This is a genomic window from Nocardia sp. NBC_00565, assembly GCF_036345915.1.
Classification (GTDB): domain Bacteria; phylum Actinomycetota; class Actinomycetes; order Mycobacteriales; family Mycobacteriaceae; genus Nocardia.
The window spans coordinates 8,890,505-8,904,900 of the sequence record NZ_CP107785.1; the positions used below are offsets into that span (position 1 = coordinate 8,890,505).

The following is a 14,396-nucleotide window of genomic DNA, read 5'->3' on the forward strand; positions in this document are numbered from 1 at the left end:
GGCCGCGAAATCCCAAGAACGCGTTGACAATTCGTCGTGATCGCGACTGCCGATGTTCACCTCGCGTTCGCCATCATCCGCCGCTGATCCGCTAGCGCGATGACGTTGACGACCGTCGACCGTGCAGTACACAATCGGCCGCGCCGCGACGGGCATATTTCGTCATCCAGCCCCCGGTGCGCCCATCGGTATTCACCTCGTATCAACTAACTTTCGGTGAGTCGACCGTTGTCCATGTGCCAGCGGCGGGTGGCGGTGACCGAGTCCAGCATGCGGCGATCGTGGGTGACGAGAAGCATTGTGCCCTCGAAGGTTTCGATGGCCTGCTCGAGTTGTTCGATGGCGGGGAGGTCGAGGTGGTTGGTCGGTTCGTCGAGCACCAGCAGGTTGACCCCGCGGGCTTGGAGCAGGGCGAGCGCGGCGCGGGTGCGTTCGCCGGGGGAGAGAGTTTCGCAGGGGCGCAGGACATGTGGGCCGCGGAGGCCGAACTTGGCCAGCAGGGTGCGGACTTCGGCGTCGGGCCAGGTCGGCATTTCGGCGCTGAAAGTGTCTGCGAGGGGCGAACTTCCGCGGAACAGTCCGCGCGCCTGGTCCACCTCGCCGATTTCGACACCGGAGCCGACGGTGGCGGTTCCGGTGTCCGGCCCGATCTTGCCGAGTAGCAGTGCGAGCAGCGTGGATTTGCCCGAACCGTTGGCGCCGGTCAGCACGATGCGGTCGGCCCAGTCGACCTGGGTGGTGACCGGTCCGAGTGTGAAGTCCCCTCGGGTGAGGGTCGCATTCGACAAGGTGGCGACCACCGAACCGCTGCGCGGGGCAGCGGCGATGGTCATGCGCAGCTCCCATTCCTTGCGAGGCTCTTCGACCGCATCCAGACGCTCGATGCGGCGCTGCGTCTGGCGGGCCTTGGCAGCCTGCTTCTCGGTGGATTCGGCGCGCATCTTGCGGCCCGCCTTGTCGGAGTCGACCTTCTTGGGATCGCGCGCTTTTCGGCGGGCATTGCGGACGCCGTGCTCGAGCCAGTTGCGCTGCATCTGGGCGCGGGCCTCGAGCCCGGCCTTGGTGTCGGCGTACTCGTCGTAGGTCTCGCGGGCATGCTGGCGGGCGATCTCGCGCTCCATCAGATACGAGTCGTAGCCGCCGTCGAAGATTCCGACCTGCTGTTGCGCGAGATCGAGCTCGACGATGCGATTCACTGTGCGCGCCAGGAATTCTCGGTCGTGACTGATCACCATCAATGGCACCCGCACGTCGGTCACGAACTGTTCGAGCCGAGCGAGACCGTCCAGATCCAGGTCGTTGGTCGGCTCGTCGAGCAGCAGAATATCGAAGCGGGACAACAGTACCGACGCCAGTCCGGCTCGGGCCGCCTGGCCGCCGGAGAGCCCGGTCATCGGGGTGTCCAAACCGTTCGGAAGGCTATCCGCCAGGCCGAGATCGGCGGCCACTTCCCCCGCACGCTGGTCGAGATCGGCGCCGCCGAGCGCAAGCCAACGCTCCAGGGCGGGCGAGTACTCATCCTCGCCGCCGTCGGCCAAACGTTCTGCGGCCGAGTCCATTTCCTGCTGTGCCACAGTGACACCCGTTCGGCGGCCCAGGAATTCGAGCACCGTCTCGCCCGCGACGCGCTCGGGTTCCTGTGCGAGATAGCCGACGGTCGCGTCCGGCGGGCTCAGCGTGATACTGCCCGTTGGCGTCCGCCGATCCGCGAGCATGCGCAGCAGGGTGGACTTGCCCGCGCCGTTCATACCGACCAAGCCGATCACATCACCCGGTGCGAGGGTGAAATCGAGGTCGTCGAACAGGGTGCGTTCGCCGTGACCGGCGGAGAGTCCGCGCGCATGCAGAGTGGTGCTCACCCGCCCGAGTCTGCCGTGTTCAGGGTTTCACCCTGAGCCCGGGGCCTGCGGAAATCAGGGTCGGGATAGGTCGTGCGACCGATGTGCGGCGCGGTTTTCCCCGGCAGAGTCGATGTTGTACAGCTCATCATCAGAGAGGGAACACCAATGACCGCCCCCGCACCTACCCGTCGCCTGACCCGCTCCAGCAATGACACGTGGATCGCCGGAGTCTGCGGTGGCATCGCCGAGTACTTCGGCTGGAACGCCAACGTCGTCCGTTTGCTGTTCGTCCTGTCCTGCCTGCTCCCCGGCCCGCAGTTCATCATCTACCTGGTGCTCTGGCTGATCATTCCGAAAAAGTGATTGTCCCCAACAAATAGGACGGGGAGCTGCGCCCGGGACTCGCGGATGACACTATGGACCGGTACCCACCGATCGACCGCAGTGTCACGCACGCGAGTCCCGACCAGGAGGAGTCATGATCACCTCAGGTGAATTCCCGGGCATGGATCTCCCCGGCATCGACACATCCTCCGCCCTGGACGGTCTCGGCGAAGTCGAGCTGCACCATCCGACCCAGGACATCGACGGCGACGGCACCCTCGACACCGTCACCACCACCGGCCCCGAGGCCATGCAGGTGTGGACCGACTGGGACCACGACGGCATCGCCGACCAGGTGACCGTGGTCGAAAAGGACGGCGATTACTCCGCATGGGAGTTCCATCGGCATCCGGATGGGACGTCGGAATGGGTCCGTACCGATCAGGGGAAGATCGGTAAGTAGTCGCTGAGCGGCCCGCTGCTTCGGACTCCGTGTCGGGGCAGGCCATTGCTCGCTCCAGCGACTCCGCCCCAGTTCATCGAGCAGTCGGGTTCATCGAGCCGTCGGGCCGACCGGCCGGCGGCCCGCGCCTCGACAAACCCCGTCGCCCCGCCTGAACCCCAATTACACTGTCCGACAACGGCCCCCACAACCTGACCCGCCGTGGGTCCACCCGGCCGCATCGTATGTTCGATTGTGGCCGCAGGGTTCGCCGACTGCGAGTTTGCGTTCGCGCGGGCTAGGTTTTCGCTGATCAGAGTATGTGCGGCAGGGTCTGTTCCCGTCCCGGGTGACGGGGTGGTTAGACGTATGTGGGCAGTTGTCGCCTAGGGATCCAACCAGTAGATTTTCCGGGATGGCGTTGGACTGGATCCGATGGAACCGAACGCGGACCAGGTGCGTCGAAGGAAGTATGGCGGCTTCACGGGTGTGGGTCGGATGATCGGTTACTCGCAGAAGGAGGGGCTGGATCGTGAGCGATTCGAGCATGCTCGGTGTCAAGACTGGGGACCTTGGGCGGTTCGCGAACGATCTGGGGTCATCCGGGCAAGTTGTACGAAACCGTGCCAAGGATGTGGGGGACAACTTATTCGGGCCCGCAGATGCCGGTGAGAACTATCGCGATCGGGGTAAGAAGATCCAAGACGGGTTGGAGAAGATCTACACCTGGTTGGGTAACTGGTCGGAGGCGACGTTGGCTACGTCGGATGTGGTGGGGGCGTCGGTGGTGAAGTATTCGAACACTGACGACGAAAACTCGCATGACATAGCAAAGCTTGGCAAATGAGAAGAATTCTTAGCTGTCGTCCGAGAATCAAAATAGCGGCCCGAGGGGGTGGGGGTTATGGTGTTTAGTGTTCCTGCGAATACATCGGTAAAGGAATATCTTGATATTGGTTCTCGAGGTTTGCTGTACTTCGAATACTTCGAGCCGCGATATCGGCGAGCGTTCGGCGGGGACCTGTCGGCCGGATTCCCTGCATATGCTCAGTTGCACAAACGGTACTATGAGCAGAACGGGCTAAATGAAGACAAGCTGCTGAACACGTCCTCGAAACTGCAGACGGTCCTGCAAGAAGTCGGAGCTCAATTGGACGTTCAGCGGGGGTACGCAACGACTCTTCCGTCGCTGTGGACGGGGCAAGCGGGCAGTGCGGCGCACGACATGCTGAACAAGCAGATCAATCAGGCGGACACCAATTGGAGGGCGGCAGGGGATGCATGGAAGTCCATTGCGGGCTCCTTTGCTGGACTGCGTGCGGCTGCGAAAATCAAGTCCGAGGCGGTTCGCTATATCCTGGAGAACGGTGAAGGCATCAAGATTGCGGAAAAGACGCCTGAGGATGTCGACGACATAATCTCCGGAAAGAGTATTGCTTGGAGCAACGTCACTGAGAATAGCTTGCTAAGTAAGTTGTGGCGAATCTTTCCGGACCTGACTGGCGGAGTTGATGCTTGGGAAATTAGGCAGGCAGGATACGTCATGCCGGGATCTGATTACAACCATCGAATTCAGGATCGTTGCCGACACTGGCTCGATAATGTGTTCAAGCCGGATTATGCGGCCAAGATAAAGGCCTTTACCGACGCTTGTGATTCAGCCGATCGGGGCGTCAAAGAGGTATACGACAAGATAATCCAAGACTTGGATAAAGTCTCGGACACACGGTACGACCGCCCCGCGGGCGTTGCGACTCCCGACAAGACCACGTCGCCCACGAATACCTCGCCCACCAATACTTCACCTACCTCGCCCACGACTACGTCGCCGACAAACACAACGACTTCCGCGCCGACAACTACGACGACGCCGACGACCACAACCACTAACACCACGCCCACGACCACCACGACGACCAGCAGTGCTCTCCAGGGGCTGGCCTCTCTCACCCAGTCGGCTTCGCAATTGAGCTCTCTGGCTCAAACTGTGAGTCAGGGCCTCACCTCGCTCGGCACATCGATCAAATCGGGTGTCGACAGCGCGGTTGAGCAATTGACTAAGTCGCTCGAAACAACGACGGGCGGGGACAAAGACGGTGACAAGGACCAAGACGGTAACAAAAAGGACAATTCGGTCGCCGAGTTCGATCTCGGCGGGAAACATCTGAAGATCGAGATCGGCGCGGACGGACAGCCGAAGTTCGTGGTGGTAGACGGGGACGGTAAGACGCACAAGTACGGCGTAAAGCTGGACGACAAGGGCAATCCGACCATCTCGACCGACGAGCCGAAGCTCGACGACGGCAATCACGCCACACCCGGTGACAAGTCCACGACGGAGACCCCCGAAAAGTCCGAGGAGAGCACATCAGGGACCGAGCAGAACCCGACCGCGGGCAGCCCGGGTTCTGTTCCTAGCGTTCCATCGCCGGGCAAGCGTGAAGAGGATGGGGAACACACTCCACAGCCGATGCCGGAAGGCAACTCACAACAGGAGGAGCCTGCTGATAGTGGTGCCAAACTCGCAGAGGCGGGCCCACTGTGAAAACGGTTTTCTGCACCAACGTGATTGGTGACTGTCGAGGAGGGGTGAAATCGTGAACTACTCGGACGACATGGACCACATCGTCGAGGAGATCCGACGCCGTTCGGCGATGCTCCTGGACGAATTCGAGGAGATCAACAGGCAGACTGTGGACAAGGACCGCGAACTCGCCGAGCAGTCTGCAATTGAAATGCGCCAGTTCTGGGAGGACCACGCCGAGGAAATCGCGAAGGTGCGGGCCGAGGCGGAAGAGCGGGAGCGCCTCGAGGCCGAAGCGCGTGCGCAGCGGGAGCGTCTGGACACTGAAGCACGCGAGCAGCGCGAAGCGATCGCCCGTTCAATCGCCACGCGTAAGGCCAATGACGTCGTCACCCCGGTTGACGAGGATGACGATCCCGAGTCGGAGTACTACCGCCGCAAGAGTTGGCTGGTCTGAGGAAGGTCAACGCACGGGTCATAGCCACTCGGCACATCAGCAGCCAGCGACGGCCCCGCACTCGCGCTTGACGTAGCAGGCTCTGCTTTCCCCGTCGGTCGACGACCCGCACCCGGAGACCAAAACAACAACACCAACCGCGGACACGGAAGCCATGTGGTCCTCCCGGTCGCCGGTGTGTCGATGACATCGATCAGGGCAGGACCGGCTCCCCGCCCCCTGATCGGCGGGGTCGACCGTACCGAGCGGTCGACCAGCGTGCAAGTGGCCCACAAGTCAGCTCACCCCAGAAGTCAGCTCACGCTGGTCGTCCCTGGTCGAAGTCGGCGCGGCCCGCGCTGTGAATCGGACCGGTGAGTATGGAACGCGCACGCTCCGTTGACAGTTCGTGAACCGCCGACCTACCGTTAATCGGAATCGGAATCGGAATCCGGTTCACCTGATTGAACGATAGGACCGCAATGACCACCACCCGCAACCACTGGACACTCCCGCGAATCCTCGTCGGCGTCGTCTTGCTCAACACCCTGGTCGGCCCCCTGCTCGCCGACCTCGTCATCCCCGACGTCGCCGACCTCCACCTGCACAACCCCGCCTGGCCGCCACACGCGAAATTCCATGACGCCCAATACATCGGCATGGGCGCGCTGATCGGCGCGATCGGGTTGGTCGTCCTGTGGCAGCGAACGGGGAACCTGCGCGCTCAGTTCTTCTTGGCCGCATCGCTCGGCTCGGTCACCTGGCTGGGGATGTTCGGGGCGCTGCTCTTTCCCGGGACCGCCGCGCAGGACCCCGAGCACGCGGCCGACGCCACCAAGGTCATCGGCCTGGATCCGCAGTTGTTCATCGCGTTGGTGATGCTCGTCGGCCTAGCGGTCGCGATCGTGGTGGAGCGCACGCGCGCCCCGATCGCGAGCCCGGTCGCCGGGTAACCTGCGACCGGCACGCAGACAGGGAGATCGATGACCGACCCGAGCACCCGCAAGCTCCGCACCGACGCCGCCCGCAATCGCGACCAGGTTCTCGCGACCGCGACGGCGCTGTTCGCCGAACATGGTGACGAGGTGCAGATGGCCGATGTGGCGCGCGCCGCCGGGGTTGGGGTCGGCACCGTCTACCGTCACTTCCCGACCCGCCGCGCGTTGATCGAGGCGGCCGCCGAACAGCGGTTCGCCGGGATTCTGGAGCATGTGCGCCGCACCTGCCTCCCGAACCCGGACACTCGGCAGGCAATGACCGGTTTCCTCAGTCACGTCGCCGAAGTGCACGAGCAGGGGCGTGTGCTGTCGGGCACCATCGAGTCGGTACTCGGTGACACCGAACCCCGCGGCGCGGTCCGCCACGATTTGGCCGACCTCGGCGCGGAACTGCTGGCCCGAGGCCGTGCCGACGGCAGCATTCGCGCGGACGCCACCGTGGAGGACCTCTACATGCTCGTCGGCGCGGTCGCCACGATCAGCCGTGACGGATTCGGCGATTGGCGACGGTTCATCGAACTGGCACTGGACGGACTACGACCACCTGCCGCCTGACCGCGCGGTTACGCCATCCGTCCTACCGACGCAGCAACTGCGCGATCTGACCCGCCGAAAGCTTCGGCTTCTCCTGCTCCCGCGGCGCGTCCGGATCGACCACCGTGGTGTGCGGGATCAGTGCTTCCGGATCGGAGAACGCCGCATATGTCTTGTCCCGCAACAGTTTGTGCAGCAGAAACCCGGTGAGCACCGCCCGCGTCGTCCGCGCGGTCTTCGCCTCGTGCTTCCCCGCACCCAATGCGGCCAGCGCGCGCCGCCCTTCGACGATGCCGTTATGCGAGGCCCCGTCGACCTCACGCAACACCACCGGCCCGGCCCAAGCGGCGGCGAGCGGGATCGCATTGGAGCTGACCGATTCGATATCGGTCGCACCCGCCAACACCAGCGCGGGCGTGTCGATGTCCGGCGCGATGGTTTCGGCGGAGGGCGCGGTCGGCGCCGGATAGAGGGCGGCGACCGCGGCGACCTTGCGTTGTCCGGCGGCGATGACCGCCGCACCGGCACCCATGGCGTGTCCGGCCAGGGCCAGGCGATCGGGATGCACACTGATCTTGCCGTCACCCAGTCGGACGCTGGTGCAGATATCCAGGGTGGTGAGCAGGTCGGTGGCCAGTCCGAGGTGTGACGGGATCGGCCCGCGCTCGGTATCGGGGGCCGCCGCCACAAAACCCCACGACGCTAGGTGTTCGAGGATGGCGCGATAGTTGGCGGCGCCGGTCAGCCAGCCGTGGCCGAATACGACGGCGGGCAGACTCAGTCCGGACTCGGGAGTGAACACCACGCCGGGCTGACCCGCGATGGCGAGATTGCCGCGCAGTACGCGGTGGGGCCCCCGGCTGGTCAGGGTGCTCAGGAGTGATTTCGCAGACGCCGACACGACGTGAACGTTATCCGATAAGTACTCTGGTGAGCCATGTGCGGAATCGTGGGGTACGTCGGATACCGGGACGCCCTCGGCGTTGTAGTTGACGCGTTGCGCCGCATGGAATATCGAGGATACGACTCTGCGGGCGTCGCGATCCTGGATGGCGTGGGCGTGTTGGCAGTGGAACGCAAGGCGGGCAAGCTGGCCAATCTCGAGGCCGAGCTCGCCGAAATCGGGACCGCTCACTTCGCCGGTACCACCGGCATGGGGCACACCCGCTGGGCCACTCACGGCGCGCCGACCGACCGCAACGCGCATCCGCACCGCGACAGCACCAGCAAGGTGGCCGTGGTGCACAACGGCATCATCGAGAACTTCGCCCCGCTGCGCCGGGAACTCGAGGAGGCCGGGGTCGAGCTGAGCAGCGATACCGACACCGAGGTCGCCGTGCACCTGGTGGCGCGCGCCTACGCCGATGGCCCGACCGCAGGTAATTTTGCGGCGAGCGCGCTGGCCGTGCTGCGTCGGCTGGAAGGTGCGTTCACGCTGGTCTTCACCCATGCCGACCATCCGGACGTCATTGTCGCCGCGCGGCGCTCGACCCCGCTGGTCATCGGTGTCGGCAAGGGCGAGATGTTCATCGCCTCCGATGTCACCGCGTTCATCGAGCACACCCGCGAGGCCGTCGAACTCGGCCAGGACCAGGCTGTCGTGATCACCGCCGACAGTTACCAGGTCACCGACTTCGCGGGTGACGATGCCCTGGCGCGCACCCGTCCGTTCACCATCGACTGGGATCTGGCCGCCGCCGAGAAGGGCGGCCACGACTTCTTCATGCTGAAGGAGATCGAGGAACAGCCCGCCGGCGTCGCCGACACGCTGATCGGGCACTTCACCCACGACGAGGCCGGCGGCCGGATCGTGCTGGACGAACAGCGCCTCGCCGATCAGGAACTGCGCGATTTCGACAAGGTCTTCGTCGTCGCCTGCGGCAGTTCGTATCACGCCGGGCTGCTGGCCAAGTACGCGATCGAGCATTGGACCCGCCTGCCCGTCGAGGTGGAGCTGGCCAGCGAATTCCGTTACCGCGACCCGGTTTTGGACCGTTCGACGCTGGTGGTGGCGATTTCGCAGTCGGGGGAGACCGCCGACACGCTCGAAGCCGTGCGGCATGCGAAGGAACAGAAGGCGCGCGTGCTCGCCATCTGCAATACCAATGGCGCACAGATTCCGCGCGAGTCCGACGCGGTGCTCTACACCAGGACCGGGCCGGAGATCGGTGTCGCGTCCACCAAGGCGTTCCTGGCCCAGGTGGCGGCGAACTACCTGGTCGGGTTGGCCTTGGCGCAGGCCAGAGGTACCAAGTACCCCGACGAGGTGGCGCGCGAGTTCGCCGAACTCGAGGCGATGCCGCAGTTGGTGCAGCGGGTGCTCGAGACCGCGCCGCAGGTCCGCGCGATCGCCAGGGAATTGGCGCATGTGCCGACGGTGCTGTTCCTCGGCCGTCACGTCGGCTACCCGGTGGCGTTGGAGGGCGCGCTCAAGCTCAAGGAACTGGCGTACATGCATGCCGAGGGGTTCGCGGCGGGCGAACTCAAGCACGGCCCGATCGCACTGATCGAGGACGGCCTGCCGGTGATCGTGGTCATGCCTTCGCCCAAGGGCCGCGCGGTGCTGCACTCCAAGCTGCTCAGCAATATCCGCGAGGTCCAGGCCCGCGGCGCCCGCACCATCGTGATTGCCGAGGAAGGCGACGATACTGTGCGCCCGTTCGCCGACGACCTCATCGAAATTCCTTCAGCGCCAACACTGTTCCAGCCACTGCTGTCGACCGTCCCGCTGCAGATCTTCGCCGCCGAGGTGGCCCAGGCCCGCGGCTACGACATAGACAAGCCCCGCAACCTGGCGAAGTCCGTGACGGTCGAATAGTGGTTCGCCCGTTTGGTGCAGCTCGTGGCGGCTCGCCGCATCGGGGTTCATCCGAAGCGCTGACCCTGTAGCGCGCAGAACCCGTGCCGCATCGTCGCACCAGGTGCTGAGGATGATCTGACCTGAGCCACTGTGCATTCGCTCGGCCGAATCCGGCGGCGATCCTGGATCGCCGCCGGTCGGGACTCAGAAGTGTGCGGCAACCAGCGATTCGCTCGGCTGTTCGACAGTCCCGCGCTCCAGCCTGCCGGACAGCACCGCGAGTCCGAGTGCGGTGACGACCAAGCCGACGCCGACCCAGTTCGGCGCGGTGTACCCGTACCCCGCGGCGATCACCACGCCGCCGAGCCACGCCGATACCGCGTTGCCAAGGTTGAACGCGCCGATATTCAGCGCCGAGGCCAGGGTGGGTGCGGATTCGGCCTGGTCGAGCACTCGTTTCTGCAGCGGCGGGACCGTCGCGAAGCCGAGGGCGCCGATGAGCACCACGGTGATCGCGGCCGCGACCTTGTTGTGCGCGGTGATCGTGAACAGTCCGAGCACCAGCGCGAGACCGCCGAGGGCGGTGTAGAGCATCGGCATCAGATGCCGGTCGGCGAACTTACCGCCGATCAGATTGCCGAGGAAGAAGCCGATGCCGAAAAGCACCAGCAGCCAGGTGACCGAACTCGCCGCATATCCGGTGACCTCGGTCATCATCGGCGCGAGATAGGTGATCGCCGCGAAGACGCCGCCGAAGCCGAGCACCGTCATGGCCATCGCGAGCAGCACCTGCGGGTTGGCGAGTACGGCGAGTTCGTGACGCAGCCGGGCATCGTGCGGCGCGGGCTGCTCGGGCACCAGCGCGGCTACGCCGATGAGGCCGGCCAGTCCGACCAGTGCGACGAGCAGGAACGTGAGCCGCCAGCCGAACTGCTGGCCGAGCATGGTGCCCAGGGGCACGCCGACGATGGTCGCGACAGTGAGTCCAGTGAACATCATCGCGATCGCACCGGCCTTGCGGTCCGGGCGTACCAGGCTTCCGGCGACCACCGAGCCGATGCCGAAGAAGGCGCCGTGCGCGAGCGAGGCGACGATGCGTCCGGTCACCATGATGCCGAAAGTCGGTGCGAGCGCGGACAGTACGTTGCCCGCGATCAGTAGCAGCAGGCTGACGAGCAGCATGCGTTTGCGCGACACCCTGGTCCCGAGCCCGGTCATGATCGGTGCGCCGACCAGCACGCCGAGCGCGTACCCGGTGACCAGCAGACCCGCAGTGGGGATCGACACCGTGTAGGTGTCGGCGATGTCGGGGAGTAGTCCAACGACGACGAATTCGGTGGTGCCGATTCCGAAGGCCCCGAGTGTCAGGGCGAGTAGTGCGAGCGGCATGTGCGCGAGCCTCCACTTGATATTGCATCGGAGCTTTACAGGCGTCAACAATAGTTGCATGCGCCTGCTAATTGCAAGCGCGGGCTATTGCGAAGGTCATCTATCCTGAAGTGACAAGCCCCGACGCAGAAGGAACGCCATGACCGCGGATGCCGCCCTGACCGGCCTGGCCGATGGTTGGTACGCACTGTCACTGCTGCACGATCGGATCGAGGCGCATATCGAACGCGCCCTGCAATCCGGTCACGAGCTGAGCGTGCGCGAGTACTCATTGCTGGTCGTGCTCAGCCGCCAGCACGACGGACCCGGTGGCCACCTGCGCATGAACCAGGTCGCCGAAGCCGTCGTGCTGAGTCAGAGCGCGACGACCCGCCTGGTCACACGGTTGGAAGATCGCGGCCTACTCCAGCGCTACCTCTGCCCCGACGACCGTCGCGGTATCTACACCGACGTAACCCCCGCAGGCCTGCAACTCCTGGCCGAAGCCCGCCCCACCCACGACGCCGCACTCTCAACCGCACTCGGCCAAGCCGCCGCCGATCCAGCCTTGGCCCCGCTCGTCGCCGCAGTCGAAGCAATGAACCGCAACTCCGCCCGCGGCTGGGCGACTACTCGACGGTGACGGTGCCGCGCATCTGCGGGTGCAGCGAGCAGAGGTAGCGGTAGGTGCCGGGGGCGAAGAAGGTGTAGCTCCATTCGCCCTTGTCGAAGATCGGGCTGTTGATGCCCATCGCCTTGTCGCCGATGCCCTGCACGGTGTGCGGGACGCTGTCCTTGAACTTCCAGGTGACGGTGTCACCGACCTTGACGGTGACCTCGGCGGGGGAGAACTTCATGTCCTGGACACCGACGGTGACAGCGGCGGTCTTCTTTTCGCCGGGCGTGCTGCTCGCCGCCTGACTGGTTGTTTTCGCCGTGGTCGAGGCGGCCTTGTTCGGCTCGCCGGAGCCACAACCCGACAGCAACAGCGTCGCTGCGAGGACGAACCCGGCGGCGATCTGAGGGGACATCGCGCGGCGCACCATCGGCATGACGGCCAAGCGTAGTCTGCTGACGGTGCGGGCTTGCGCGCGACGGCGACCGCACCGCTCGCGACCGATCGCGGGTCGCCGGAAACCGAACAGAGCCCGATCGACACAGTGGAGGCGAGCGCTCATGTCGACCCAGCGGGGCTATTTCACCGCAGATGAAGTGCGCGCGGCCGAGGCCGAACTGTTCACCCGCGTGCCGGAGGGCATGCCCATGCACCGGGCGGCCTACGGGTTGGCCACCGTGGTCGCGGCCGAGCTGCGGGCGCGGACCGGAGGTATCGCGGGCCGGTCGGTGCTGCTGCTCGTCGGCTCCGGCGACAACGGTGGCGACGTGCTCTGGGCGGGTTCGATGCTGCGCCGCCGCGGCGTTGCGGTAACGGCAATTCTGCTGAATCCCGAACGCGCCCACGCGAAAGGACTCGCCGCGCTAAGGAAAGCCGGTGGCCGGATCCGAAGCGCACTGGACGAATCGAGCGCTGCGGGATCCAGTTCGGTCGTGCCGAGTCCTGCGGTGGAGGGTGCGTCCGGGTCGAGTTCGGCTGCTTCGGGTCCTGCTGGGTTGGGTGCGGCCGGATCCGGTTCGGTTGCGTCGAGTCCTGCCGCATCGGGCTCGGCCGCATCTAGTTCGGTCGTGTCGAGTTTTGTCCGGGAGGGGTCGTCCGGGTCGAGTTCGGCTGCTTCGGGTCCTGCCGGGTTGGGTGCGGCCGGATCCGGTTCGGTTGCGTCGAGTCCTGCCGCATCGGGCTCGGCCGCATCTAGTTCGGTCGTGTCGAGTTTTGTCCGGGAGGGGTCGTCCGGGTCGAGTTCGGCTGCTTCGGGTCCCGCTGGATTGAGCTCGGTCGGGTCCGGTCTCTGGGCTTCGGTCCTGGGCGAAACAGGTTCGGGCGCACCGGATCTGGTGATCGATGGCATTGTCGGTATTTCCGGCCGGGGTCCGCTGCGTCCGAAGGCGGCGGAACTTGTTGCCGCCCTCGATGTTCCGATCATCGCAGCTGATCTGCCCAGTGGAGTGGATCCGGATACCGGCGCGGTCACTGGGCCTGCTGTGCGTGCCGACGTGACAGTTACATTCGGGGCTTACAAACCCGTGCACGTGTTGGCCGCACCGCAATGCGGGCGAATCGAGCTGGTGCCCATCGGTTTACGACTGCCGGAACCCGATCTCGTATCTTTGGAACCCGCATCGATCGGTGCGCAGTGGCCGGTCCCGGGGGCTGCCGACGACAAATACACCCAGGGCGTCACCGGTATATGCGCAGGCAGCGCTACCTATCCTGGTGCCGCGGTGCTGTGCGTCGGAGCCGCCGTCGCGGCCACCTCCGGCATGGTCCGCTACGCCGGAACCGGCGCGGCCGACGTGCTCGCCCACTTCCCCGAAGTCATTGCCGCCCCGACTATCTCGTCCACCGGCCGAGTCCAATCCTGGGTATTCGGACCCGGCGCGGGCACCGACGCCGACGCCCATAAACGGCTCGCCGAAATCCTGTCCACCGACCTACCCGTTGTCATCGACGCCGACGGCCTGACCCTGCTCGCCGCCGATCCGGACCTGGTCCGCGGCCGCACCGCCCCAACCGTATTGACCCCGCACGCAGGCGAATTCGCCCGCCTGACCGGACATGAGGTCGGCCAGGACCGCGTCGCCGCCGTCCGCGACCTCGCCGAATCCTGGCAGCTCACCGTCCTGCTCAAGGGCCGTGCCACTCTCGTCGCCTCCTCGGGCCACCCGGTCCTGGTCAACGAGGCGGGCGGCTCCTGGGCCGCTACCGCGGGCGCGGGCGATGTGCTCTCCGGCATCATCGGCGCCCTCCTCGCCGCGGGCCGCGACCCCGCATGGTCTGCTGCCGCCGCCGCCCGCACCCACTCGCTGGCCGCCAACCTCGCCGCCCACGAAGACCACCTATCCGCCGCCCCAACCTCGGCGCTCCCCCTCCTCGAGCACGTCCGCCCCGCTATCCGCATCCTGCGAGCACTCGCCGCGCCCTGACTGGTGATCGCGCCGCAACGCCTCGTTAGACCGATGTCTGCGGTGAGCGTGTTTGCTTTGCCATTCGTATCCCGCGAGCTCTTGCCGCGC

General features: G+C 65.4%; 14 protein-coding genes and 1 pseudogene. 11 read left to right on the plus strand and 4 right to left on the minus strand.

Going from position 1 to position 14,396, the window contains the following annotated elements; all coding sequences use genetic code 11:
- Positions 1-206 precede the first annotated feature (206 nt).
- Positions 207-1,859: an ABC-F family ATP-binding cassette domain-containing protein gene (locus OG874_RS40620; RefSeq protein WP_330252330.1), complete on the minus strand. Its 1,653-nt coding sequence runs from the start codon at positions 1,857-1,859 to the stop codon at positions 207-209.
- A 147-nt stretch (positions 1,860-2,006) separates the two neighbouring features.
- Here OG874_RS40620 and OG874_RS40625 point away from each other — a divergent pair, with 147 nt between their 5' ends.
- From OG874_RS40625 to OG874_RS40655, 7 genes are all read left to right on the plus strand, one after another.
- Complete coding sequence (locus tag OG874_RS40625; protein WP_330252331.1) at positions 2,007-2,204, plus strand: PspC domain-containing protein; 198 nt, start codon at positions 2,007-2,009, stop codon at positions 2,202-2,204.
- Positions 2,205-2,319: 115 nt separating this feature from the next.
- The gene (locus OG874_RS40630; protein WP_330252332.1) at positions 2,320-2,628 is read left to right on the plus strand and encodes a DUF6802 family protein; all 309 of its coding nucleotides are present in this window, start codon (positions 2,320-2,322) and stop codon (positions 2,626-2,628) included.
- A 511-nt stretch (positions 2,629-3,139) separates the two neighbouring features.
- Complete coding sequence (locus OG874_RS40635; RefSeq protein WP_330252333.1) at positions 3,140-3,454, plus strand: hypothetical protein; 315 nt, start codon at positions 3,140-3,142, stop codon at positions 3,452-3,454.
- Between the two features lie 57 nt (positions 3,455-3,511).
- Positions 3,512-5,152: a hypothetical protein gene (locus OG874_RS40640; RefSeq protein ID WP_330252334.1), complete on the plus strand. Its 1,641-nt coding sequence runs from the start codon at positions 3,512-3,514 to the stop codon at positions 5,150-5,152.
- A 52-nt stretch (positions 5,153-5,204) separates the two neighbouring features.
- Positions 5,205-5,588: a hypothetical protein gene (locus OG874_RS40645; RefSeq protein ID WP_330252335.1), complete on the plus strand. Its 384-nt coding sequence runs from the start codon at positions 5,205-5,207 to the stop codon at positions 5,586-5,588.
- A gap of 461 nt (positions 5,589-6,049) precedes the next feature.
- Positions 6,050-6,520 carry a DUF6640 family protein gene (locus OG874_RS40650; RefSeq protein WP_330252336.1) on the plus strand — a complete coding sequence of 157 codons (471 nt, stop codon included), beginning with the start codon at positions 6,050-6,052 and terminating at the stop codon, positions 6,518-6,520.
- Positions 6,521-6,550: 30 nt separating this feature from the next.
- Positions 6,551-7,120, plus strand: coding sequence for a TetR/AcrR family transcriptional regulator (locus OG874_RS40655; RefSeq protein ID WP_330252337.1), 570 nt, complete (start codon positions 6,551-6,553; stop codon positions 7,118-7,120).
- Between the two features lie 22 nt (positions 7,121-7,142).
- Here the strand turns inward: OG874_RS40655 and OG874_RS40660 are convergent, their stop codons facing one another.
- A complete protein-coding gene (locus OG874_RS40660) occupies positions 7,143-8,000 on the minus strand; it encodes a dienelactone hydrolase family protein (protein WP_330252338.1) in 858 nt (285 codons plus the stop codon).
- Between the two features lie 36 nt (positions 8,001-8,036).
- Here OG874_RS40660 and glmS point away from each other — a divergent pair, with 36 nt between their 5' ends.
- Complete coding sequence (gene glmS, locus OG874_RS40665) at positions 8,037-9,917, plus strand: glutamine--fructose-6-phosphate transaminase (isomerizing) (protein ID WP_330252339.1); 1,881 nt, start codon at positions 8,037-8,039, stop codon at positions 9,915-9,917.
- 186 nt (positions 9,918-10,103) lie between these two features.
- Here the strand turns inward: glmS and OG874_RS40670 are convergent, their stop codons facing one another.
- The gene (locus OG874_RS40670) at positions 10,104-11,288 is read right to left on the minus strand and encodes an MFS transporter (protein ID WP_330252340.1); all 1,185 of its coding nucleotides are present in this window, start codon (positions 11,286-11,288) and stop codon (positions 10,104-10,106) included.
- A 139-nt stretch (positions 11,289-11,427) separates the two neighbouring features.
- Here OG874_RS40670 and OG874_RS40675 point away from each other — a divergent pair, with 139 nt between their 5' ends.
- Positions 11,428-11,910, plus strand: a complete 483-nt coding sequence (locus OG874_RS40675) for a MarR family winged helix-turn-helix transcriptional regulator (RefSeq protein ID WP_330252341.1) — start codon at positions 11,428-11,430, stop codon at positions 11,908-11,910.
- On the opposite strand, the gene OG874_RS40680 is transcribed toward OG874_RS40675, so the two are convergent.
- Positions 11,897-12,298 (minus strand): cupredoxin domain-containing protein, encoded by a 402-nt coding sequence (locus tag OG874_RS40680; protein WP_330252342.1) that lies wholly within the window; start codon positions 12,296-12,298, stop codon positions 11,897-11,899. The genes OG874_RS40675 and OG874_RS40680 overlap by 14 nt on opposite strands.
- Positions 12,299-12,530: 232 nt before the next feature.
- Here OG874_RS40680 and OG874_RS45000 point away from each other — a divergent pair.
- Both OG874_RS45000 and OG874_RS40685 read left to right on the plus strand, forming a co-directional pair.
- Positions 12,531-12,734: pseudogene (locus tag OG874_RS45000) on the plus strand (NAD(P)H-hydrate epimerase); the annotation flags it as partial.
- Positions 12,735-12,878: 144 nt separating this feature from the next.
- Positions 12,879-14,306 carry an NAD(P)H-hydrate dehydratase gene (locus tag OG874_RS40685; protein WP_442943476.1) on the plus strand — a complete coding sequence of 476 codons (1,428 nt, stop codon included), beginning with the start codon at positions 12,879-12,881 and terminating at the stop codon, positions 14,304-14,306.
- Positions 14,307-14,396 lie beyond the last annotated feature (90 nt).

Coding starts and splice junctions, on each gene's coding strand:
- OG874_RS40625 (WP_330252331.1), top strand. CDS start 2,007: ATGACCGCCCCCGCACCTACCCGTCGCCTGACCCGCTCCAGCAATGAC.
- OG874_RS40640 (WP_330252334.1), top strand. CDS start 3,512: ATGGTGTTTAGTGTTCCTGCGAATACATCGGTAAAGGAATATCTTGAT.
- OG874_RS40675 (WP_330252341.1), top strand. CDS start 11,428: ATGACCGCGGATGCCGCCCTGACCGGCCTGGCCGATGGTTGGTACGCA.
- OG874_RS40655 (WP_330252337.1), top strand. CDS start 6,551: ATGACCGACCCGAGCACCCGCAAGCTCCGCACCGACGCCGCCCGCAAT.
- OG874_RS40670 (WP_330252340.1), bottom strand. CDS start 11,288: ATGCCGCTCGCACTACTCGCCCTGACACTCGGGGCCTTCGGAATCGGC.
- OG874_RS40630 (WP_330252332.1), top strand. CDS start 2,320: ATGATCACCTCAGGTGAATTCCCGGGCATGGATCTCCCCGGCATCGAC.
- OG874_RS40680 (WP_330252342.1), bottom strand. CDS start 12,298: ATGTCCCCTCAGATCGCCGCCGGGTTCGTCCTCGCAGCGACGCTGTTG.
- glmS (WP_330252339.1), top strand. CDS start 8,037: ATGTGCGGAATCGTGGGGTACGTCGGATACCGGGACGCCCTCGGCGTT.
- OG874_RS40650 (WP_330252336.1), top strand. CDS start 6,050: ATGACCACCACCCGCAACCACTGGACACTCCCGCGAATCCTCGTCGGC.